We start from the raw sequence: 21,654 nt of genomic DNA on the forward strand, positions 1-21,654 counted from the left end.
ATGGGTTAGACCGCAACTATGTACCCCATACGCGAAGGGATGCGCATGTATCTGAAGATCGACATGTTCTAGCCGGGCTTACCCCCGCAGTGGCGCCGTGCGCCCCATCAGCTCTGCCGATTTTCACCTTCACGCATATAAAGGAGTCCCGCCATGCGCGACAAGCTCGAAAAGATTATCAAGGCCTACGAGGAGCTCGAGAAGAAGCTTTCCGACCCGGCCGTCGCCTCCGATATCAAGGAGTTCACGCGTCTCAACAAGGAGTACGCGCACCAGTCCGACCTCATTGCCGCCTCGCGCGAGTACATCGGCGCGCTCGATGACATCGAGGCTGCCAAGGAAATGCTCCACGATACGACCGATGCCGATGAGAAGGAGATGCTCCAGATGGACATCTCCGAAAACGAGGCCAAGCTTCCCCAGCTCGAGGAAGACATTAAGTACATGCTCATCCCGAGCGACCCCAACGACGACAAGAACACCATCGTCGAGATTCGCTCCGCCGCCGGTGGCGACGAGGCGGCTATCTTTGCCGGCGATCTGTACAAGATGTATCAGCGCTTCTGCGAGTCGCGCGGCTGGAAGACCACCGTGCTCGACTCCAGCCCCAGCGAGGCCGGCGGCTTTAAGTCCATCGAGTTCAAGGTCGAGGGCGACCGCGTCTACTCCGTCATGAAGTTCGAGTCCGGCGTGCACCGCGTCCAGCGCGTTCCCAAGACCGAGTCCCAGGGCCGTATCCAGACCTCCACGGCAACCGTCGCCGTGCTTCCCGAGGCCGAGGAGATCGACGTCCAGATCAACCAGTCTGACCTGCGCATCGACACTTACTGCGCTTCGGGCCCTGGCGGTCAGTGCGTTAACACCACCTACTCCGCCGTGCGCATCACCCACCTGCCCACCAACACCGTGGTGCAGTCGCAGGAGCAGCGCTCCCAGATTCAGAATCGCGAGGTCTGCATGCAGATGCTGCGCGCCCGTCTGTACGAGATGGAACTCGAGAAGCAGCAGGCAGAGCTTGGTGCCGAGCGCCAGAGCCAGATCGGCCACGGCAACCGTTCCGAGAAGATCCGCACCTACAACCAGCCCCAGGACCGCGTGACCGATCACCGCATCGGTTTCAACTCCACCTACAACGGCGTCCTTCTAGGCGATCAGCTCGGCACGGTCATCGAGGCGCTCGCCGCCGCCGAGCGAGCCGAGAAGCTGGCACAAGCAGTCTAAGTTCCGCCGTTCTACCGAACGGCGGACCAGCCGACGCTGCGCGCCGTCCAGAGCGACAATTTGTCATTCAAAAGGCAAGGCATGACCAGAAGGTCTATGCCTTGCCTTTTTCATGCCAACTTGTTCGCTCTGGACGTCGCTCGCTGACATTGCCAAAACATTGGCGTTTCCTTGGTTGTCAAATGATCCGTAGGGAGTCATTGGTGACATTGCATTGATATTTTATTCAGTCGGCTGTGATGTCATTTGAGCTGCTTACCTGCTTAAGGTAATTGACGGCATATATCTGCTATCGAAAATATTGCTCGAAAAATTGTCCAAGAAGTCGCGGGGCGATTTTTGATGGGTCGCGCGTCAAGTGATTTGGCAAGTTCTTGGTTAGATATTGGTCAGTTTTGGGGCAACCTTGCCAAAAACTTGACGGATGCAGATTTAGACGTCAGCGAATGAACACTTTGAGCGAGCTCGGTGCAAAATTCTGGGCTGATTCTCGATAATCGCCTTTAATCGCCCCTTGCCAAGCGCTGGCCTCGCTTACAATCTGCTCCGACATTCGCGCGCCGTCCGGCGCTTAAGAGGGGAGGGCCCCATGGCAAACGAGATTTGGACCATCAAGCGTTGTCTCGAGTGGACCAAGGAGTACCTGGCCGAGCGCGGCGAGGAGCACCCCCGTCTTTCTGCCGAGTGGCTGCTGTGCGCCGCCACGGGCCTGGCGCGCATTGACCTATATATGCGTATGGACGAGACGCTTAACGCGGCCCAGCTCGAGACCATGCATGCGGCCGTTGTCCGCCGCGCTAAGGGCGAGCCGCTGCAATACATCACGGGCAGCACGCAGTTTCGCATGATCGACGTCGCGTGCGCCCCCGGTGTGCTCATTCCGCGCCCCGAGACCGAGATGCTCGTCGAGGAAGTCCTCAATTATCTGGATGCCGAGGTACTGAGCCCCGAGGCCGCTGCCCGTCAGCGTGTTGAGCTGCCTTGGAACGATGAGGTCGAGGAGGCACGCAAGGCCGAGGCCGCATTGGCCGACGAGCGAGCGACGGCCGAGCGCCGTGCCGCCAACCTCACAGCTGCCGACGAGGCGGCGCTAGGCGGCGATGTGCTGGGCAGTCGCGCTTATGCCGAGGAACTGGCCGATCGCGAGGCCGAGGAAGCCGCCGCGCAGGCGGCAGAAGCCGAAGCGGCAGAAGCAGAGGCCATGGAAACCCCCGAGCCCGAGCTCGACGAATACGGCATCGCCATTGAGGACAACGACCAACAGGCGACTCCCGCGCAAGATGCCGCCGAGGCCAACGTATCTGCCCCAGCCGAGCCCCGCACTGCCCGCGTTCTCGAGGTCGGCTGCGGCACGGGCTGCATTTCGCTCTCCCTTGCCTGGGAGCGCCGCGGCCACGTTACCTGCACTGCTACCGATATCGAGCCGCGCGCCATCGATCTGGCCACCAAAAACCGTGATGCGCTTGGCCTCACGTCCGACGAGGTCGCCTTCAGCCTCACAAACCTGGTGAGTTCCATTCCCCGCGAAGAGTGGGGCACCTTTGATGTGCTCGTCTCCAACCCACCTTACATCCCGACCGACGTCATGCGCTCGCTGCCGCATGAGGTCAAGGACTTTGAGCCCGATCTGGCGCTCGAGGGCGGCGCCGACGGCCTCGATATCTTCCGCCGCCTGCTCAACGCGGCGCCCTACATGCTGCGTGCCGGCGGCCTGTTTGCCTGCGAGCTCTACGAGGGCGCGCTCGACGCCGCGGCCGAGCTCTGTCGTCAAGCAGGCCTTTCGGACGTGCGTATCGTCCACGACCTCACCGATCGCCCCCGCATTGTCCGAGCCATCGTCACCGAGCCCAAGCAACGCCAGTAATATTTATTAACTGGTTAGCAAAAATTATAAAGTAGTTTATAATTAGGACGGCTGAAAGAGGTCGGCCCATGCAACCTCCTACCTTTCGGGAAATCATTGCCCTACTCAAGCACGATGGATTCGTGAAGGTCGCGCAAGTCGGTAGTCATGCTAAGTATGTTTCTGGTGACCGCGTTGTCACCGTGAACGGCTCTGGTGGTGATCGACCAAAGAAGGGCACGTGGGCAAGTATTCGTCGCCAAGCTGGATGGTAGTTGGAGGCAAAATGAGGCAGCGATTTACCTATGACTGCGTTCTCATAAAAGAAGACGATGGTTACTGCGCTAGCTTCCCGCAGATTCCCGGCGCCTTTGCCGATGGCGATACGCGCGAAGAAGCGATTGCCCATGCCACCGAGGCACTGATGGCGTTTTTGGCCGACGACCTCAACAACGGTTTGACTCCGGCAGGGTACGAACGCTCGGCCGAGGTCGTGGCCCTTTCAGTCGAAATCGACCACGAGGACGCTCGGGAAGCGGCGTGCCGAACATTTAAAGACGCAGCGCTGGACCTCAAAGTCTCCGCTCCGCGGATTACCGCGCTGGTCAAAGCCGGAAAGCTCGATGTTGAACTCGTCGACGGCCGTCGGATGATAACGATAGACAGCATCGAGCGTTACGCCGCCCAAGAACGTCACGCCGGCAGGCCAAAGAAGTTCGTCGCAGTCCAATAACCCCCTCACTTTCACCGACTACTAGAGCCGCTCACCAAACCAACATGCGCTCTGGGCAAATAGGTTGAACGTTTCGTGCGAGAATGCCCCACAGTAAACAAACTTGCACCAGAGCGTAAGGGGCTGGCATACACATGCAGACGGTCTATCGGGTATACGAGGGAACGCGCGAGCCGCATCGGCTTGCCGTCGAGCGCACGGCCGAGGTGCTCGGCCGCGGCGGCCTGGCTTTGATCCCGACCGAGACCGTCTACGGTGTCGCCGTGGCAGTCAACGCCTTCTCGGACGCCGTGCCCCAAGATACAAGCGAATTCCCATCGTGGCCGCGCGATCCGCAGGCTGCCGTCAATGGCGCCGCAGTTCCTGCGCTCGGCACCGGCTATCGCCGTATCTTCACTCTCAAGCAACGTGAACTCACGCAAACCGTCGCTTGGCTGGTCGATGGCGTCGAAGCACTCGACCGCTATGGCGTGGATATCCCGGAAGATGCCCGCATACTCGCGCGACGATGCTGGCCGGGAGCCCTGACTATCGTGGTCAAGGCAGCTCCCTGCGTGCCGACCTTTATGCGCGCTGCCGACGACACGGTGGCACTTCGCGCTTCGGCCTCGCCCGTGGTGCAGGCGCTCATTCGCGCCTGTGGCAGCCCCCTTGCCTGCACCAGCGCCAACACGCATGGCGCGCCCGCGCCGGCAAGTTTTATCACGGTGGAGGGTCGCATCCTGGAGGGGGTCGATGTTGCCGTCGACGCCGGTGAGACCCCGTGTCGCGACGCCTCGACCATCGTGTCGTTTCAGCACGGCGAGCTCCAGATCCTGCGCCAAGGCGCACTTCCCGCATCAGAGATCGAACGGGTCCTGTCCGACCCGATGCAATAGAAAGGTTTAAGCGATGTCGTTGAATCTGGGCAGCCTGGGCATGGAAGATGCCTCGTTTGACTTTGGCGGTTCCTACATCATGGCGCTCGACTGCGGCACCACCTCGGTACTTGCGACCATCGTCGACGAGTACGGCTGCATCGTCGCGCAGGCACGTCGCAGCGTCAAAACCAGCTTTCCGCGTCCCGGCTGGGTGGAGCAAGACCCCATGGCGGTCCTTGCTAGCCAGATCGCCGTCATGATGGAAGTCCAGTTTAAGAGCGGTATCCACTCCGACCGCATTGCCGCCATCGGCATCTCCAACCAGCGCGAGACCACGGTGGTCTGGGATCGCGTGAGCGGTCAGCCGATCTATAACGCTATCGTATGGCAGTGCCGCCGTACCGCACCTCTGATCGACGAGCTTGTCGAGCAGGGCGCAGAAGGGCTGGTGCGCTCCCGCACGGGACTCACGCTCGACCCGTATTTCTCGGCCTCCAAGGTGCAGTGGATTCTCGACAACGTCGACGGCGCACGCGAAAGCGCGGCGGCGGGCGACCTCATGTTTGGCACCATCGACACCTGGCTCATCTACAACCTCACCGGCGGCCAGGTCTTTGCCACCGACTACACCAATGCCAGCCGCACGGCACTCTTTAATATCCATACGCTCGATTGGGACGACGACCTGCTGGCACTCTTTGACGTTCCACGTTCCATGATGCCCGAGGTTCGCTGGAGCTCGGGCGACTACGGCCGCGTCGCGAGCGACATCATGACCAACATGCCGCCCATCATGGGCGTGGCGGGTGACCAACAGGCGTCGCTGTTCGGCCACTGCTGTTTCCGTCCCGGCCAGACCAAAAACACCTATGGCACGGGTTGCTTTATGCTCATGAACACCGGCGACGAGATCGTCGAATCCAAGAATGGCCTGGTCTCCACCATCGGTATCGCTGCGGACGGCAAAGTCAGCTATGCGCTCGAGGGCTCTATTTTTGCCGCCGGCTCAACGATGAACTGGCTTCGCAACAACATGGGCATCATCTCGAGCGTGAGCGAGTCGGCACAACTCGCTGCTTCGATTAGCGACAACGAGGGCTGCTACTTCGTTCCCGCCTTTGCGGGTTTGGGTGCTCCCTGGTGGGACCCGCATGCTCGCGGTATCGTGTGCGGTCTGACCGGCGCCTCGAGCCGTGCGACCATCGTACGTGCCGCCTGCGAATCCATGGCATATCAGAGCTACGACGTGCTGCGCGCCATGGAGCAGGACGTGGGGCTTTCGATTGAGCGCCTGTCTGTCGATGGCGGTGCCTCGCGCAACGAGTTCATCATGCAATTCCAGGCCGACCTGCTGGATATCCCCGTGCTGCAATGCGAGACGGTGGAGACCACGGCAATCGGTGCCGCGTACTTGGCGGGTCTTGCCGTCGGCTATTGGGAAGACCTGGAAGAGCTGGAGCAAAATGCCCAGATCGTTAGGACCTTCCTTCCCCACATGTCCGCCGAGCGCCGCGAGCAAAACCTTGCGGGCTGGCGTGATGCAGTCAGGCGCTCGCTCAGCACCTCACAGTAGGGCTGCGATGGGCTGCTCGATACAACAAACCGCTAAACTAATGCATGGCGTGCGGCGGCAACATTGCTGCGCGCCTTGTCAGCAAGGCCGTTTTGCGGCCGCAACGAAAGGGGCAATCAATCCATGACCGTCACCTACGATGCGTCCCGTGTGACGCTTGTCGATCACCCGCTCGTCCAGCACAAGCTGTCGATCCTGCGCGACAAAAACACCGGCACCAACCAGTTCCGCCAGCTCGTGCGCGAACTCGCGCTTTTTGACGGCTACGAGGCCATGCGCGACCTGCCTATGGAAGACGTCGAGGTCGAGACCCCCATCACTACCGCCACGTTCAAACAGCTTGCCGGCAAGAAACTCGCCATCGTGCCCATCCTGCGTGCGGGCCTTGGCATGGTCGACGGCATCCTCGACCTGGTGCCCTCCGCTCGCGTGGGTCACATCGGCATGGAGCGCGACGAGGTCACCCACGAGCCGCACGAGTATTACTGCAAGATGCCCAAGGATATCGACCAGCGCATCTGCCTGGTCGTCGACCCCATGCTTGCCACGGGCGGTTCGGCCGAGATGGCCATCAGCTACCTGCGCGAGCGCGGTGTCAAGGACATCCGCATGCTGTGCATCGTCGCGGCCCCCGAGGGCCTCAAGTCGCTGACCGAGAAGGACCCAGATGTGCATATCTATACCTGCGCCATCGACGACCATCTCAACGAGGCTGCCTACATCGTTCCCGGCCTCGGCGACGCCGGCGACCGCATCTACGGCACGCTCTAGTCGCTGGGCTAAACGGCCGCGGCTGCAAATACGAAGAAACGGTGCGCGCGGACGAACAAAAGGCGACCGCGCGCACTCCTGTTAACGGACGTTTTGCCCTGCAGGGTTCGAGAAAAACGTATTACCGTACCTGCGGCATAAAGAAGGTCTTAAGAAAACGAACAGGTGCGTATTAACCGATGCTTTTTCGGTTGTACTTTAGCGATTGGCTCGTACAATAGTCACCAATGTTTGGCGGGAACTGTTCTGTGAAGCGTTAAAAAGGAAAGTGAGGACGCCAGTGTTTCAGATAGCCGATCTGCTCGCTATCGTTGCAGGCGCCATCGCGGGCGCAATTGCCTTCCTTCCCTTTGTCTTTACGCTCAAGCCGGTTCTTGACGATAAACAGAATGCGGACATGCTCAGGGGCATGGTGAGTCTCGCGGTCTCGGCGATCGCGTTGCTTGTCTTTACCTTGGTTGTGTTTGCGTTGTTCGGAGAGGCATTTCGTATGTTCCTCCTGGGCGAGGCGATCGGCTTCGTGGCCTTTATGGCCGCCTGGACGGTTCGCGTCGCCAAGGCGCTGCGAGATCCTCATGAGGTCGAAAGGTAAGTCGTGGAAATTTTTGAAAAGCTGCCTGATGAGATTAATCATCTGGTCAGCGAGTTCAGCTCCACCCCTGTCGTGGGCGATCTGAGCTGCGGCATCACGCAGTACTCGTTTTGGCTGATCGTCTCCACGATCGTGCTCCTGATCGTCCTGGCCGTGTTCAAGAAGAAGCAGACCCTGGTTCCCAAGGGCTTCTTCGTCAACGGTTTCGAGTACATCATCGAGTACGTCGAGAACGATATCGGCAAGGGTGTCGTGGGTGAGAACTGGAAGAAGCACTTCCCGTTCCTGTGCTCGCTTTTCCTGTTCATCCTGATCAATAACATGATCGGCCTGATCCCGGGAATGAAGCCCGGCACCGGCGCAATCGGCTCCACCGCCGCACTCGCCATTTTCGCCTTCGTGTACTTCATCTACTACGGATGCAAGGCTCACGGCGTGATCGGCTACATCAAGAGCCTCGCCCCGCAGGGCGTGAGCTTCCCGATGAACGTGCTCGTGTGGGTCGTCGAGCTTTTCTCGACCTTCCTGCGCCTCATCACGCTCGCCGTCCGTCTGTTCTGCAACATGTTCGCAGGACACGTGGTCATGGGCTCGTTCGCCATCATGGCGAGCATGTTCATGCGGCCGCTGCTTCAGCAGGTTTCCGCGGCCCACGCCGTTGGCGCCCTGCCTTCGCTGGCCTGGCTTGCCATCCTCATCCTGATCTATGCGATCGAGCTTGTGGTCGGCGCCATCCAGGCTTACGTCTTCACGGTCCTTACCGCCGTGTATGTCTCCGAGGCAGAGGAGGTCGCGGAGGAGGAGTAGTCTTCCGTTCGCGCCTTAAAGGTAAGGTAATTCGTTAAACCGCCGGTGCCCGTACCCATGGAGCCCGGCAGTTATAAAAAGGTTATCCTGCGTGAAATAAGACACGCACGACAAAGGAGGAATCGTGGGAGTTATCGGTTACGGTCTCGGTGTTATCGGCGCTGGTCTTGCTATCGGCCTGTCTGCTCTGGGTGCTACGGGTGCTATGGCCCGTCAGCCTGAGGTCCAGGGCCGCGTGTTCACCGTCTTCATTATGGGCTCCGCCTTCGGCGAGGCTCTGGCTCTGATCGGCTTCGTTGTCGCGCTGATCGTTAAATAGCACGGAGCGTCAAGTATGAATCTTTCATCCCAGAAGAGCGCGATCGCACTCTCCGCGTCCGCGGCCGCGCTGCTCATGCCGGTTTCCGCGTTCGCCGAGGACGGCGCTGCCGGTGCGGACATCCTCATCCCTAAGATGGCGGAGTTCATCCCGGCGCTTATCGCCTTCCTGATTATCTGGATCGTGCTGGCCAAGGTCGCCCTGCCGGGCATCATGAAAACCATGGAGGAGCGCGGCAAGAAGATCGAGGAGAGCCTCGACGAGGCCGAGAAGACCAAGCAGGAGGCTATCGCCAAGCGCGCTGAGTCCGACTCGATCGTCACCGACGCCCGTCGTCAGGCTGCCGACATCGTTCTCGAGGCCCGTAAGGACGCCGAGTCCGAGCGCGCCCGTATCATCGAGGCTGCTCACAAGGAGGCCGAGGAGATCATCGCCAAGGCCCATACGACCGTCGAGGACGAGCGCAAGTCCATTTACGCCGGTGCCGCGAGCTCCATCGCCGACCTGTCCGTTGCCGTCGCCACCAAGATCGTGGGCGAGGCACTCGAGGACGATGCCGAGCAGAAGAAGCTCATCGAGCGCTACATCCAGGAAGCAGGTAGCCTGAATGCCGACTAGCCGCTATCAGGACAAGGTGCTCGAGACCTACGCGCGCTCCCTTCTGGAAGCCGCTAAGGCCGAGAACCATGTGTTCGAGGACCTCGAGATGATCGAGCGCTTGGCTTCTGCCAGCCCCGAGATCATCGCCGTGCTCGACACCATGTCCAAGCGCGACCAGCTCGACCTTCTTCCCAAGGTGGCAGCTGCCTTTAAGTATGTTGCCGAGGAAGACGAGGATGTAGTGGGCGTGACCGTCACCACGGCGATCCCGCTCGACGACGAGCTGCGTCAAACCATCACTAAGAAATGCGAGCAGGACTTCGGCCGCAAGGTATTCCTTATCGAGCAGGTTGACCCGTCTATCGTGGGCGGCCTGGTGCTCGAGGCCCGCGGCGAGCGTCGTGACATTTCCGTCAAGACGCAGCTGCGCATCGCGCAGGAGACCCTCGCAAACTCTGCTAATTCGTACGGAGGTGAAGCCTAATGTCCGAAACCCTCAATGCCCAGGATATCGCCAAGAAACTGCAGGAGCAGCTCACGAGCCTCTCCGCGACGGTCGATACGCATGAGGTTTCAACGGTCGACGAGGTAGGCGACGGCATCGCGCGCGTCTCCGGCCTCAAGAGCGCCATGGCAGGCGAGCTTCTGGAGTTCAAGAGCTCCGATACCGGTGAGACCGTCTTCGGCCTTGCCCAGAACCTTGACCGTGACGAGGTCGGCGCCGTTCTGTTCGGTGCCGTCGACTCCATCAAGGAAGGCGACGAGTGCCGCACCACTGGCCGCATTATGGATATCCCCGTGAGCCGTGCCATGCTCGGCCGCGTCGTCAATCCGCTCGGCCAGCCCATCGACGGCCTGGGCGACATCGTCGCCACGCACCGTCGCCCCATCGAGTTCAAGGCTCCCGGCGTCATCGATCGTACCCCGGTGTGCGAGCCGGTTCAGACCGGTCTGCTCGCTATCGACTCCATGGTGCCTATTGGCCGCGGTCAGCGTGAGCTCATTATCGGCGACCGTAAGACCGGTAAGACCGCCATCGCCATCGACGCTATCCTCAACCAGCGCGGCAAGGGCATGGTCTGCATCTATGTCGCCATCGGCCAGAAGGCCTCCACGGTTGCCAACATCCGCGAGACCCTCGCTCAGCACGGTGCGCTCGACTACACCATCATCGTTTCGGCCACCGCTGCCGATTCCGCCCCTATGCAGTACATCGCGCCTATGGCCGGTGCCGCTATCGGCGAGTTCTTCATGTACAACGGCGAGGACGGCAAGCCCGCCAGCGAGACCAACCCCGGCGGCCACGTGCTCGTCATCTACGACGACCTGTCCAAGCAGGCTGTGGCCTACCGTCAGATGTCGCTGACGCTGCATCGTCCGCCCGGACGCGAGGCCTATCCTGGCGACATCTTCTACCTGCACTCTCGTCTGCTCGAGCGTGCCGTCAAGATGTCCAAGAAGAACGGTTACGGCTCCATGACGGCACTGCCGATCATCGAGACCCAGGACGGCGACGTCTCGGCCTACATTCCGACCAACGTCATTTCCATTACCGATGGTCAGATCTACCTACAGTCCGAGCTCTTCTTCCAGGGTCAGCGCCCGGCAGTCGACGTGGGCATCTCCGTGTCCCGCGTCGGTGGCGATGCGCAGACCAAGGCCATGAAGCAGGTTGCCGGCAACCTTCGCCTGGACCTCGCTTCGTACCAGGAGCTCGCTGGCTTTACGCAGTTCGGCTCCGACCTCGACGAGGCTACTCAGAAGCAGCTGACCCATGGTGCTCGCATGACCGAGCTCCTGAAGCAGCCGCGTTACAAGCCGTTTGAGGTTGGCGAGCAGATCGTTACGCTGTTCGCTGGCAACGAGGGCTTCCTGGATGACCTGGAGATCGCCGACGTGCTGCCCTTCCGTGCCGAGCTCATCGAGTACATGGACAATGGCTTTGGCTCGCTGCTCGACAAGGTTCGCGCCAAGAAGATCGATGATGACACCAAGGCTGAGCTCTTGCGCGTCATCGGCGACTTCAAGCATCAGTTCATGGCCAAGCACCATTCGGATGTTTCTGGATCAGAGGAGAACTAAGCCCCATGGCCAACCTTCGCGACATTAAGAAGCGAATCTCCTCGGTTACCACGACCAAGCAGATCACGCGCACGATGGAGATGGTCTCTACGGCCAAGATCCGTCGTGCCCTCGATCGCTCCAAGCAGGCCGAGCCCTATAAGGAGGCGCTGACCGACGTCATGTTGACGGTCGCCGGCGACGCCTCCTGTTCGGGCACCGATCCCATGCTGCAGAAGCATGAGAGCGTCAAGCATGGCCTGATTGTCGTTATTGCCTCGGACCGCGGCCTTGCCGGCGGTTTCAATACGACGGTGGAGCGCACGGCCGAAAAGCTCGCTGCTTCTTGGGCGAACGACGGCATCGAGTGCGAGATCATCGCGTGTGGGCGCAAACCGGCCACGTATTTCCGTGACCGCGCAAACGTCGTCATGCACTTTGAGGGCAACTCCTCTGAGCCCGATTTCAATCAGGCCCGCATGATCTCCTCTCATATCTGCGATGCGTATCGTGCCGGTGAGCTTGACCGTGTCGAGCTTGTCTACCACCACGCCAAGAACCGCGTGGATCAGGAGCTTCGCGTCGAGCATCTGTTGCCGCTCGATCCCGAGATGATCGCTATGGCCCACGGTCCGCGTAAGAACGAGACCGACGCCCCTAAGCGCATCTCGTCCACGTTCGAGTTCGTGCCCTCTCCCGAGCATGTTCTCGGCAAGCTTGTGCCGTCTTATATCCTAACGGTCATCTACCAGGCCCTGATCGATTCGGCGGCTGCCGAGCAGGGTGCACGCCGCAAGGCCATGCACTCCGCGACGGAAAACGCCACCGCGATCATCTCGACCCTTACCCGCACGTATAGTCGCGTGCGCCAGGCTTCGATCACGACCGAGATTAACGAGATCGTCGGCGGAGCCTCAGCATTGGAGGAACAGTAATGGCTAATAACACCGTAAAGCTTGCGGTCGAGGAAGCCACCAAGAAGACGACTGCCGGTGATGGTCGCATCGTGCGAATCATCGGCCCTGTCGTCGACGTCAAGTTTGACGGCGCGGTGCCCCCGATCTACAACGCGCTCACGGTCGAGGCCGAGACCCCGATCGGTCATCTGAGCACGATCCTCGAGGTCGAGAGCCAGCTTCCGGGCGGCGTCGTCCGCACGGTCGCCATGTCCTCGACCGACGGCCTGCAGCGCGGCCTCATCGCCACCGATACCGGTGAGCCCATGAAGATGCCCGTTGGTCCCAAGACGCTCGGCCGCATTTGGAACGTCATGGGCAAGCCCGTCGACGGCAAGCCCATGCCCGAGGTGGAGGAGTTCTATCCCATCCACCATGCAGCGCCCCGCTTCGACGAGCTCACCACCAAGACCGAGATCTTCGAGACCGGCATCAAGGCCGTCGACCTGCTCGAGCCCTACATCCGTGGCGGCAAGACGGGCCTGTTCGGCGGCGCCGGCGTCGGCAAGACCGTTCTGATTCAGGAGCTCATCAACAACCTCGCCCAGGAGCACGGCGGCACCTCGGTGTTCACCGGCGTCGGCGAGCGTACCCGCGAGGGCACCGACCTGTTCCTCGAGATGAGCGAGTCTGGCGTTATCGACAAGACCTGCTTGGTCTATGGTCAGATGAACGAGCCGCCCGGAGCGCGTCTGCGCATCGGTCTGGCCGGCCTTACCACCGCTGAGTACTTCCGCGATCGCGGTCAGGACGTTCTGCTGTTCATCGACAACATCTTCCGCTTCTCCCAGGCAGGTTCCGAGGTTTCCGCACTGCTGGGCCGTATGCCGTCCGCCGTTGGCTACCAGCCCACGCTGGCAACCGAGATGGGCGACCTCCAGGAGCGCATTACCTCGACCAAGACGGGCTCCATTACCTCCGTCCAGGCTGTCTACGTCCCCGCAGACGACCTGACCGACCCGGCGCCTGCCACGACGTTTACGCACCTCGACGCCACCACGGTTCTTTCGCGTAGCATTTCGTCGCTCGGCCTGTTCCCGGCTATCGACCCGCTCGCGTCTTCCTCCGACGCTCTCGATCCCTCGATCGTCGGCGAGGAGCACTACCGTGTCGCTGTCAAGGTCCAGGAGCTCCTGCAGGAGTACTCCGACCTTCAGGACATCATCGCCATTCTGGGTATGGACGAGCTGTCCGAGGAGCAGCGCCTTACGGTCAACCGTGCCCGTAAGATTCAGCAGTTCCTCTCGCAGTCCTTCCACGTCGCCGAGAAGTTCACCGGCAACCCCGGTGTCTACGTCCGCGTCGAGGATACCGTCCGCTCTTTTGCCGAGATTGTCGACGGCAAGGCCGATGACCTGCCCGAGCAGGCTTTCCGCTATGCTTCCACGATTGAGGACGTGCGCGAGCGCGCCCGCAAGATGGGGGAGAAGTAGGTTATGCGTATCCGCATCGTGTGCCCCGTGAGCTGCGCCTATGAGGGCGACGCTGCGTTTGTGTCGATTCCGTCCACGGATGGCGAGTTTGGCGTCCTGCCTGCTCACTCCAGCGAGATCTGCACGATCGACCGCGGTTACGTTCGCGTTTCCGATAAGGCCATGGGCACTGTCGACCACACGTTTGCCGTGGCCGGCGGCTATGCCCAGGTTGCGGACGATGTCGTGACCGTTCTCGCCGAGCGCGCTTGCGATTTGGCGACCGTCGATGCCGACAAGCTTAAAGCTGATATTCAAGGTTTTGAAGAGAAGCTGGGTAATTTGTCGGAGGATGATGCACGCCGCGCCTACCTCTATAATGAAATCGCATGGTGTAAGCTCAAGCTTGCCCAATAGTCAAACGATTTAGCGTTCGACCATTTGCGAACACATCATGCCCGGGATGGCCCAGCCACCCCGGGCATGCTTTTTGAAAGGGTAGACCTTGGATATTATCCGCGTTGAGGGTGGCCACGCCATCGGAGGCTCCGTGCCCGTCTCGGGCGCCAAGAACTCCGCGCTCAAACTCATGGCGGCAACGCTTCTGGCGCCGGGCAAGACGACGCTGCAGAACGTGCCCGATATTTCCGATGTCCACGTGATGGGCAAGGTGCTCAAGGGCATGGGCGCTACGATCGATGTTCTCGACGAGCACACGCTCGAGATTGATACCTCTCAGGTCGATTCATGGGAGGCCCCCTACGAGCTCGTTGCCAAGATGCGCGCTTCCACCGCCGTCATGGGACCCCTGCTGGGCCGCTTCCATCGCGCCAAAATTGCCATGCCGGGCGGCTGCAACCTGGGTGCTCGCAAGATCGATATGCACATTCTTGGTCTTGAGGCCCTGGGCGTTGAGTTCGATACCGCCCACGGTTACATCAACGCTAATGCGCCCCAAGGTCTGCGCGGTACCACCGTCACGCTCGAGTTTGCCAGCGTCGGTGCGACCGAGAACCTCATCATGGCCTCTGTGCGCGCACAGGGCACCACGGTTATCGACAATGCCGCCCGCGAGCCCGAGATCGTCGATCTCGCTAACATGCTCAACGAGATGGGCGCCAAGATTGTTGGCGCCGGTACGCCCGTCGTGACGATCGAAGGCGTGGAAGAGCTCCATCCCGTTACCCATCGCGTGGTGGGCGACCGCATCGAAGCCGGTACCTTTATCGTTGCCGGTGCGTTGATGGCCGACGATCGCGGTGTCGATGTCACGGGCTTTTGCCCCATTCACTTGGGCATGGTGCTCAAGAAGATGGAGCTCATGGGTATCGACTGCGAGCGCGTCGAGGATGGCGTCCATGTGAACCGTGCCGAGCGTATCAAGCCGGTCGACATCCAGACGCTTCCGTTCCCCGGTTTCCCGACCGACATGCAGGCGCAGATTATGGTGCTCTCCGCCCTTGCCGACGGCAGTTCCGTTATTACCGAAAACATCTTCGAGAATCGCTTTATGTTTGCCTCTGAGCTGGTGCGCATGGGTGCCAACATTCGTATCGAGAGCCATCATGCCATGATTCATGGCGTCAAGGGCTTCTCGGGTGCACAGGTTACCTCGCCCGATCTGCGTGGCGGAGCGGCCCTCGTCGTAGCGGGCTTGATCGCCGACGGGACGACCGAGGTTTCGGCCATCCATCATATCAAGCGCGGCTACGAGCAGTTTGTCGAAAAGCTGCAGGCGCTCGGCGCGCATGTCGAGCATGCTACCGTCCCCGATCCCGTCATCTACTAATACAGGTTGCCTATGTTTAATAAAAAGCCCCTCGCGGATACCACCACCCGAAGACCCTCAACTGGTGCGCAGGCCAAGATCTATAGTCGCGATAACGTGGCTCGCTATTCCGAGCGCGCTCGTCAACGTCGTCGTAGCCACACGATTCGTCACGTCGCGCTCATTGTCGTGCTTGGCGTGCTGCTGAGTGCCACTACCGCTGCCGGCCTGTGGTTTGCCACCATTATGGGCAAGCTCGGCGATTCTAATGTCATTACCGACAATCTGCGTCGGGTTCTGGTTGACACCGATGAGGCAAAGGATCCGTTCTACGTGCTGCTTCTTGGCACCGACGGCCGTCCGGGCGAGGATACGTATCGTGCCGACTCGATTATCCTGGCACGCATCGACCCCACGCAAAAGCAGGCGACGCTCATTTCCGTTCCGCGCGACACCAAGGTCGAGTACAAGGGCGAGACCATGAAGATCAACGCCTGCCATACCGTTGGCGGCGCCGAGGCCATGGTCGAGGCGGTCAACGAGCTGTGCGATGTTCAGATTTCCCACTATGCCGAGGTCAGCTTCGACGGTATGCAGGCACTGATTGATTCGGTTGGCGGTATCGACATTAACGCAACCGATGATGTTGACGACCCTGAGCACCTGGATATTAAGATTACCGCTGGCCAGCAGCATATGGACGGTGCCACCGCCCTTACCTATGCCCGCTGCCGCTACACCTATGCCGACGGCGATTACACGCGCATGCGCCACCAGCGTCAGGTGCTTGGTGCCCTTGCCAACCAGATTCTCAATAACTTCGATGCCACGAAGATTTTTGGCCTGGTTAATTCGCTGTCCGATATGCTCGTAACCGATATGAGCGTTCAGGATATCGTGGCTACGGTCAACGCCATGCGCGGTATGGATGTCGACGGTATCTACTCGGCCAACCTGCCCTCGTACGCCGACGACAGCACCATGATCGACGGTGTGAGCTACGTCTTTGTCTACGAGGACGAGCTCAAGGAAATGATGGAGCGCGTCGATGCTGGCAAGGATCCCAAGGGCCCCAACACCATGGGTCTTTCCGACGGTTCGAGCCCTACGATCGGCGACCTGAACAACAACACGTCTGACGACTACGCAAACGGTACCGCAACCTCTTCGGTCAGCTCTGACAATTCCGATGACTCAAGCGATTCGAGCGATTCGGACTACTATGAAGAGCCCACCGGCGACGGCAACGGCTACGAAGCCAATTATTAGGGTTACGCGGGCTTACCAGCCCGCGTAACCAGTTGACGCTGCAAACCCGCCAGAGCGGCAATCTGCCTTTCAACTTCGGCGGCATGATCAAAAGATCAATGCCGCCTCGTTTCAGGGCACCTTGCTCGCTCTGGCGGGTTTTCGCTGTCGTTGCCAAAACATCGGCGTTGCCTTGGTCCGGACTAGTCGTTGGGTAGTCATTGGGGACGTTTTTAAACGACTAGTCAAACAAGAACGTCCCCAATGACTACCCACAAAGCGAGAGTGGATGTCGTCATTTTGCGGCACTTGGGGACGTTCCTTTTGTGCCGGCAGTTTGGGACACTCCTTGCGTTAAGAGGCTGGCGTGCGTCAACCTGTTCTCATTGCAGCAAAAAAATCGCCCCGTTTTTGGTTGAGGACGGGGCGATTCGTCTTTTGGACTTGTGCAGCCAGGCTTATGCAAAGCGGGCGACGAGCTCCTGGAGCACGTCGGTCATCTTGACGAGCGAACTGACCGGGACGAATTCGTTGACGCCGTGGTAGCAATAGCCGCCGGTGGAAAGGTTGGGGCAGGGCAGACCGCGGAACGACAGCTGCGCGCCGTCGGTGCCGCCGCGAATCGGCAGCACTTGGGGCTCAACGCCGCAGGCAAGGTAGGCTTTCTTGGCAACATCAATAAGCTCGGGAAAGTCACAAACGATCTCGGCCATATTTCGATATTGCTGCTTAATCTCGACCGTCACGCGCTCCTCACCCAGACGCTGGTTGAGCATCGAGGCGGCGGCATCAATAAGGTCGAGTTTCTGCTGGAACTTGGCGGCGTCATGGTCGCGGACGATATAGCGCGCTGTGGCGTGATCGACGGTCGCAGATACACCCTCAAGGTGATAAAAGCCCTCGTAGCCTTCCGTATACTCCGGGCGCTGCACGTAGGGGAGCAACGCGTTGAAGTCGCAGAACAGATTGCCTGCGTTGACCATACGGCCCTTGGCGTCGCCCGGGTGGATGGACTGGCCCTCAAAGCAGACGGTCGCCTCGGCGGCGTTAAAGCACTCCCACTCCAGCTCGCCGATGGGGCCGCCGTCGACCGTGTAGGCGTACTTGCAGCCAAAGGTATCGATATCCAGCAGCTCGGCTCCGTGGCCGATCTCCTCGTCAGGGCAGAAGCAAATGCCGAGTGCGGGATGGGGCAGAGAAGGGTCCTGAGCGATACGCGCGACAAGCGACATGATCTCGGCGACGCCTGCCTTGTCGTCCGCGCCCAGCAGCGTGGTGCCATCGCTGCAGACCAGGTCCTCACCCGCGAGGTCGTTCAGGGCGGGAAGCTTGGCGGTGCTCATGGCAACGGGCTTACCGTCAACCGTGCCGCAGACCAGGTCGCCGCCCTCGTAGTGTACGATGTGCGGCTTCACGCCGGCGCCCGGTGCAACTTCGGTGGTGTCGAGATGGGCGATCAGGCCCAGGGCGGGCTTGTCCTCAGCGCCCGCACTTGCGGGGATATGCGCGCAGACATAGGCATGCTCGGTCACGTGGGCATCTTCCGCACCAAGCTCGCGCAGCTCTTCAGCCAGCACGTTGGCAAGATCAAACTGAACGGCGCTCGAGGGTACCTGGTCGCAGTTTGCATCCTCGGACTGCGTGTTGATCTGGACGTAGCGCAAAAAGCGCTCGAGGACATCGGGGTTTGTGGTGGCGTTTTCCATAAAGATCGCTCCAATCTTGGTCGTCGTGTGCAACAAGAACTCTAGCACGGTATGCCACGGCATACCGCGACGCTTGGATGGGGTAGAATCAGCCATTGAATGCAGAAGGGACGGAAGATCATGGATACGACAAATAGCTCGCGCGAACTACATCTGACGGTGGCGAACGAAGACTACTTGGAGTGCATGGTTCGCATTGAAAGCGAAGAGGGGGAAACCAACGGCGTGCGATCGGTCGACATCGCGCAGCGCCTTGGCGTCTCCAAGGCATCGGTCAATAAAGCGGTTTCGGCGCTCAAGGCATCCGAGCTTGTCGAGCAATCGCACTATGGCAAGGTAATCCTGACCGATCGCGGCCGCGAGGTTGGCACGGCTATCTGGTACCGTCATCGCCTCATCCGCACGTTTTTGGTTCAGGAGCTCGGTGTCGAATTTGAGCGAGCCGATTCCGAGGCCTGCATGATGGAGCATGCGCTATCCGAGGACACGATGAGCCGCTGGCTCGCCTATCTCGAAAAGCAGGGAATCAGCGTCGAGGAATAGCGGGATATATATGGATACGAGTTATTACAACCGCTTTGGTGCCGAGGAACTTACGCGCCGCTTGTCGAGCGAGACCTTGTTGGCGCAGGGCCCCATGGGCAGTGTTCTGTTGAGTGAGTACGACGCCGCTGACATTCCACCGGCGTTTTGGAATCTGGCGGAGCCGCAGACCGTTTCTCGTATCCATCGCTTGTATGTCGCCGCCGGCGCGCAGGTGCTCATTACCAACACCTTTCAGGCATCAAGCTATGCCCTCAAGCACGACCAGATTGCGCCGTCCGTGGCGGAGGTCAATCGCGGGGCCGTCGACGATGCTCGCCAGGCGCACCCTCAGCTGCTGCTGGGCTCGATGGGCCCGATCGGTATTGAGTGGTTTGCCGAGGACTCTGCCGAGTATCGTGAAATCCGCGGCATTGCGCGCGAACAGGCGCACGCCTTGCTCAATGCCGGCGTTGACGGTCTGCTGATCGAGACGGTGACGTCTATCCGTAATCTGCAGCCCATGCTTGCCGGCGCCCGAGATGCCGCCGACGGCATGCCTGTTCTGGTGAGTTTTGTCGTTGACGATAAAGGCGACCTGCTGGGCGATGGCCTCAACATCGAGGCAGCCGTTTTGTACGCCGAAAAACACGGCGCAAACTCGGTTGGTGTTAATTGCTGTTCGCTTGCGGCCGCGAATGCGGCGGTGCCCAGGATGGTTGCATCGGCGACTACTCCCGTCACGGTGCGTCCCAACGTAGGCGATCCGGTCCAGACTCAGGATGGCCCCGTATGGCACGAGAACCCTGAAGCTTTCGCGCGCGCATGCATCGAATGGAGACATGCCGGTGCCGCAATGGTGGGCAGTTGCTGTGGAACCACGGCAATCACTACGGCAGCGATGGCCGAGGCGCTCGATATATAAAGGGCAAAACCGCTCCATACGGGGCGGTTTTTTTTATTGCCTGCATGTCCTCGGCAGCATTTGCCCAAATGGTGAATGCTGGTGCCGGCAGGTTGCCGAGTGTGTATCGCGGGTATACCTCATGCGTACCATGATCCAAACACTGTGAGGTGTCTGCGCGTGTGCGCGATAATTCATTTTGGAACTGACGGTTGGCGCGCTCGCGTCGATAAGGACTTCACTGCCGATAACGTTGCCCGTATCGCCGATGCCGTCGGCGAGTTGTGGCAAAAGACCAATCCGGGCAAAACGGTATATATAGGGTTCGACACTCGGCCCCTGGCGCGCGAGTTCGCTGAGCTTGCGGCGGGTGTGCTAGCAGCGCACGGGCTAGACGCCGTGCTCGCTTCGCGACCTGTTCCGACCCCTGCCCTTACGTGGGCGGCGGCTTATGACGGTGAGGCGTGCGGCGCGCTCATGGTGACGGGGTCCCATCATCCGCAGGGTTATCTGTGTCTCAAGATTCGCATGGGTGACGGCTCGACCGCCAACCAGGATGTCATCGAAGAGCTCGAAGAGACCATGGCTCCCGAGCCAATGGGGATCGAGGGGCAATATCGCACCGCGGATATCATTCCTGACTATATGCAAGCGGTGGCATCGTTTGTCGATGCCGAAGCCATCCGCGCCGCGCACCTGCGCGTGGTTGTTGACCCCATGGGCGGCGCAGCCCAGGGCTATCTAGCCGACTTGCTGCGCGAGCTTGGCGTTGAGGTGCACGAGATTCACGCCGGGCAGGCGCCTGACCAAGAAGATATCTGCCCCGACCCCGTTGAGCCGTGGGTGGACGCTTGCGAGCATACGGTTATCGAGGACGGAGCTTGCGCTGGCCTGGTGACCGACGGCGACGCCGACCGTATCGGCGCGGTTGACGAGCGCGGCAGATATATACATCCGCATCAGATCATGGCGCTCGTTTTGGGCGACTTGGTTCAATTTCGTAATTTGGAGGGGCGCGTCGTCGTCAATCTTTCGTGCTCGACGCTCGTGCGTCGCATTGCCGAGGCGCTTGGCTGCCGCGTGACCGTCAAACCAGTCGGTTTCAAATATATAGCGGCAGAGATGAAGAAGGGTGGCGTCCTCATAGGCGGCGAAGAAGCCGGTGGTATCGGCATCGCCGCGCATATGCCCGAGCGCGATGGAATCCTCGCCTGTCTGGTTCTGTGTGAGCTCATGGCAAAGACGGACGCGCCTTTGGGCGTTCTGGTCGACCAACTCGAGGACAGTTTTGGTAAGACGAGTTGCGGTCGACGCGATTTGCGCCTTGAGGCCGAAGATGCCGAAACGTTACGAACCCTGCTGCCGGGTGTAAACCCCAAGTCGATTTGTGGCAAGGTGCCGCAAAACGTTAGTCATATGGATGGCTTGCGTTTAGCATTCGAGGATGACACGTGGCTGCTGGTCCGTCCTAGCGGGACCGAACCAGTGGTGCGCGTCTACGCCGAGGGGTTCTCAGTGGAAGAGCGTGATGAGTTGCTCGATGCTGGCTGTGCTTTAGCTAGGGGAACGTATCCGCTTTAACCATGAGACTGCCTTATATAAAGAGATGCTCGGCGAGCGGTAGTTAACGGCTGGCAAACGTTAGTCGGATTCCAAACTGTGTAGGAAATGTGTACGCCCAGATTCCCGCCCACGGCGCCCCTCCGGTCTGGCAATATATCTCCTTGCCGCGCGGCCCGGTCGGACCGGATGAGCCGC

Annotated in this window: 22 protein-coding genes; 21 read left to right on the plus strand and 1 reads right to left on the minus strand. The window is 60.1% G+C overall.

Annotated elements, in window-relative coordinates; translation table 11 throughout:
- Positions 1-153: 153 nt before the first annotated feature.
- The 18 genes from prfA (at position 154) to PMW70_RS06315 (ending at position 16,785) form a co-directional block, all read left to right on the plus strand.
- Positions 154-1,221: a peptide chain release factor 1 gene (prfA, locus tag PMW70_RS06235; RefSeq protein WP_055252487.1), complete on the plus strand. Its 1,068-nt coding sequence runs from the start codon at positions 154-156 to the stop codon at positions 1,219-1,221.
- Between the two features lie 589 nt (positions 1,222-1,810).
- A complete protein-coding gene (locus tag PMW70_RS06240) occupies positions 1,811-3,085 on the plus strand; it encodes a N5-glutamine methyltransferase family protein (protein WP_117635551.1) in 1,275 nt (424 codons plus the stop codon).
- Between the two features lie 68 nt (positions 3,086-3,153).
- Positions 3,154-3,339, plus strand: coding sequence for a type II toxin-antitoxin system HicA family toxin (locus PMW70_RS09760; protein ID WP_089573106.1), 186 nt, complete (start codon positions 3,154-3,156; stop codon positions 3,337-3,339).
- Positions 3,306-3,797 carry a type II toxin-antitoxin system HicB family antitoxin gene (locus PMW70_RS06245; RefSeq protein ID WP_128620077.1) on the plus strand — a complete coding sequence of 164 codons (492 nt, stop codon included), beginning with the start codon at positions 3,306-3,308 and terminating at the stop codon, positions 3,795-3,797. The genes PMW70_RS09760 and PMW70_RS06245 overlap by 34 nt, the downstream gene beginning before the upstream one ends.
- A 134-nt stretch (positions 3,798-3,931) precedes the next feature.
- Complete coding sequence (locus PMW70_RS06250) at positions 3,932-4,675, plus strand: L-threonylcarbamoyladenylate synthase (RefSeq protein ID WP_089573104.1); 744 nt, start codon at positions 3,932-3,934, stop codon at positions 4,673-4,675.
- A gap of 13 nt (positions 4,676-4,688) precedes the next feature.
- Complete coding sequence (gene glpK, locus PMW70_RS06255; protein WP_089573103.1) at positions 4,689-6,230, plus strand: glycerol kinase GlpK; 1,542 nt, start codon at positions 4,689-4,691, stop codon at positions 6,228-6,230.
- Between the two features lie 123 nt (positions 6,231-6,353).
- Positions 6,354-7,001 carry a uracil phosphoribosyltransferase gene (gene upp / locus PMW70_RS06260; RefSeq protein ID WP_040359658.1) on the plus strand — a complete coding sequence of 216 codons (648 nt, stop codon included), beginning with the start codon at positions 6,354-6,356 and terminating at the stop codon, positions 6,999-7,001.
- A 280-nt stretch (positions 7,002-7,281) separates the two neighbouring features.
- Entirely contained in the window at positions 7,282-7,593 is a 312-nt protein-coding gene (locus PMW70_RS06265) for a hypothetical protein (protein ID WP_271744236.1), read from the plus strand.
- Between the two features lie 3 nt (positions 7,594-7,596).
- Positions 7,597-8,400, plus strand: a complete 804-nt coding sequence (atpB, locus tag PMW70_RS06270; protein WP_271744237.1) for a F0F1 ATP synthase subunit A — start codon at positions 7,597-7,599, stop codon at positions 8,398-8,400.
- Positions 8,401-8,524: 124 nt separating this feature from the next.
- Positions 8,525-8,719 (plus strand): ATP synthase subunit c family protein, encoded by a 195-nt coding sequence (locus tag PMW70_RS06275; protein ID WP_022094262.1) that lies wholly within the window; start codon positions 8,525-8,527, stop codon positions 8,717-8,719.
- A 15-nt stretch (positions 8,720-8,734) separates the two neighbouring features.
- Entirely contained in the window at positions 8,735-9,337 is a 603-nt protein-coding gene (gene atpF, locus PMW70_RS06280) for a F0F1 ATP synthase subunit B (RefSeq protein WP_006235712.1), read from the plus strand.
- Positions 9,327-9,803, plus strand: coding sequence for a F0F1 ATP synthase subunit delta (locus PMW70_RS06285; RefSeq protein ID WP_006235713.1), 477 nt, complete (start codon positions 9,327-9,329; stop codon positions 9,801-9,803). Before atpF ends, PMW70_RS06285 begins: the two co-directional genes overlap by 11 nt.
- Positions 9,803-11,401 (plus strand): F0F1 ATP synthase subunit alpha, encoded by a 1,599-nt coding sequence (gene atpA, locus PMW70_RS06290; protein ID WP_271744239.1) that lies wholly within the window; start codon positions 9,803-9,805, stop codon positions 11,399-11,401. The genes PMW70_RS06285 and atpA overlap by 1 nt, the downstream gene beginning before the upstream one ends.
- Positions 11,402-11,406: 5 nt before the next feature.
- Positions 11,407-12,315, plus strand: coding sequence for an ATP synthase F1 subunit gamma (gene atpG / locus PMW70_RS06295; RefSeq protein ID WP_006235716.1), 909 nt, complete (start codon positions 11,407-11,409; stop codon positions 12,313-12,315).
- On the plus strand, positions 12,315-13,769 hold the full coding sequence (gene atpD, locus PMW70_RS06300; RefSeq protein WP_006235717.1) for a F0F1 ATP synthase subunit beta: 1,455 nt from the start codon (positions 12,315-12,317) through the stop codon (positions 13,767-13,769). Before atpG ends, atpD begins: the two co-directional genes overlap by 1 nt.
- Positions 13,770-13,772: 3 nt before the next feature.
- Positions 13,773-14,165, plus strand: coding sequence for an ATP synthase F1 subunit epsilon (atpC, locus tag PMW70_RS06305; protein WP_006235718.1), 393 nt, complete (start codon positions 13,773-13,775; stop codon positions 14,163-14,165).
- A gap of 88 nt (positions 14,166-14,253) precedes the next feature.
- The gene (gene murA, locus PMW70_RS06310) at positions 14,254-15,537 is read left to right on the plus strand and encodes a UDP-N-acetylglucosamine 1-carboxyvinyltransferase (RefSeq protein ID WP_271744241.1); all 1,284 of its coding nucleotides are present in this window, start codon (positions 14,254-14,256) and stop codon (positions 15,535-15,537) included.
- Between the two features lie 12 nt (positions 15,538-15,549).
- Positions 15,550-16,785 carry an LCP family protein gene (locus PMW70_RS06315; RefSeq protein WP_271744242.1) on the plus strand — a complete coding sequence of 412 codons (1,236 nt, stop codon included), beginning with the start codon at positions 15,550-15,552 and terminating at the stop codon, positions 16,783-16,785.
- A gap of 437 nt (positions 16,786-17,222) precedes the next feature.
- Here PMW70_RS06315 and pepT read toward each other — a convergent pair whose 3' ends face one another.
- Positions 17,223-18,470, minus strand: a complete 1,248-nt coding sequence (gene pepT / locus PMW70_RS06320) for a peptidase T (RefSeq protein WP_271744244.1) — start codon at positions 18,468-18,470, stop codon at positions 17,223-17,225.
- A gap of 120 nt (positions 18,471-18,590) precedes the next feature.
- On the opposite strand from pepT, the gene PMW70_RS06325 reads away from it, so the two are divergent.
- The 3 genes from PMW70_RS06325 to PMW70_RS06335 all read left to right on the plus strand — a co-directional run bounded on the left by PMW70_RS06325 (position 18,591) and on the right by PMW70_RS06335 (position 21,477).
- Positions 18,591-19,013 (plus strand): metal-dependent transcriptional regulator, encoded by a 423-nt coding sequence (locus PMW70_RS06325; protein ID WP_040359600.1) that lies wholly within the window; start codon positions 18,591-18,593, stop codon positions 19,011-19,013.
- 10 nt (positions 19,014-19,023) lie between these two features.
- Positions 19,024-19,917, plus strand: coding sequence for a homocysteine S-methyltransferase family protein (locus PMW70_RS06330; protein WP_035138801.1), 894 nt, complete (start codon positions 19,024-19,026; stop codon positions 19,915-19,917).
- A 159-nt stretch (positions 19,918-20,076) separates the two neighbouring features.
- A complete protein-coding gene (locus PMW70_RS06335; RefSeq protein ID WP_271744245.1) occupies positions 20,077-21,477 on the plus strand; it encodes a phosphoglucomutase/phosphomannomutase family protein in 1,401 nt (466 codons plus the stop codon).
- The last annotated feature ends 177 nt before the right edge of the window (positions 21,478-21,654 follow it).

The organism is Collinsella aerofaciens (genome assembly GCF_028209625.1).
GTDB classification, from domain to species: domain Bacteria; phylum Actinomycetota; class Coriobacteriia; order Coriobacteriales; family Coriobacteriaceae; genus Collinsella; species Collinsella aerofaciens_AM.

What these genes read in the sequence shown, in the direction of transcription:
- prfA (WP_055252487.1), top strand. Translation starts at nt 154, where the DNA reads ATGCGCGACAAGCTCGAAAAGATTATCAAGGCCTACGAGGAGCTCGAG.
- PMW70_RS06240 (WP_117635551.1), top strand. Translation starts at nt 1,811, where the DNA reads ATGGCAAACGAGATTTGGACCATCAAGCGTTGTCTCGAGTGGACCAAG.
- PMW70_RS09760 (WP_089573106.1), top strand. Translation starts at nt 3,154, where the DNA reads ATGCAACCTCCTACCTTTCGGGAAATCATTGCCCTACTCAAGCACGAT.
- PMW70_RS06250 (WP_089573104.1), top strand. Translation starts at nt 3,932, where the DNA reads ATGCAGACGGTCTATCGGGTATACGAGGGAACGCGCGAGCCGCATCGG.
- glpK (WP_089573103.1), top strand. Translation starts at nt 4,689, where the DNA reads ATGTCGTTGAATCTGGGCAGCCTGGGCATGGAAGATGCCTCGTTTGAC.
- upp (WP_040359658.1), top strand. Translation starts at nt 6,354, where the DNA reads ATGACCGTCACCTACGATGCGTCCCGTGTGACGCTTGTCGATCACCCG.
- atpF (WP_006235712.1), top strand. Translation starts at nt 8,735, where the DNA reads ATGAATCTTTCATCCCAGAAGAGCGCGATCGCACTCTCCGCGTCCGCG.
- PMW70_RS06285 (WP_006235713.1), top strand. Translation starts at nt 9,327, where the DNA reads ATGCCGACTAGCCGCTATCAGGACAAGGTGCTCGAGACCTACGCGCGC.
- atpA (WP_271744239.1), top strand. Translation starts at nt 9,803, where the DNA reads ATGTCCGAAACCCTCAATGCCCAGGATATCGCCAAGAAACTGCAGGAG.
- atpG (WP_006235716.1), top strand. Translation starts at nt 11,407, where the DNA reads ATGGCCAACCTTCGCGACATTAAGAAGCGAATCTCCTCGGTTACCACG.
- atpD (WP_006235717.1), top strand. Translation starts at nt 12,315, where the DNA reads ATGGCTAATAACACCGTAAAGCTTGCGGTCGAGGAAGCCACCAAGAAG.
- atpC (WP_006235718.1), top strand. Translation starts at nt 13,773, where the DNA reads ATGCGTATCCGCATCGTGTGCCCCGTGAGCTGCGCCTATGAGGGCGAC.
- PMW70_RS06315 (WP_271744242.1), top strand. Translation starts at nt 15,550, where the DNA reads ATGTTTAATAAAAAGCCCCTCGCGGATACCACCACCCGAAGACCCTCA.
- pepT (WP_271744244.1), bottom strand. Translation starts at nt 18,470, where the DNA reads ATGGAAAACGCCACCACAAACCCCGATGTCCTCGAGCGCTTTTTGCGC.
- PMW70_RS06325 (WP_040359600.1), top strand. Translation starts at nt 18,591, where the DNA reads ATGGATACGACAAATAGCTCGCGCGAACTACATCTGACGGTGGCGAAC.
- PMW70_RS06330 (WP_035138801.1), top strand. Translation starts at nt 19,024, where the DNA reads ATGGATACGAGTTATTACAACCGCTTTGGTGCCGAGGAACTTACGCGC.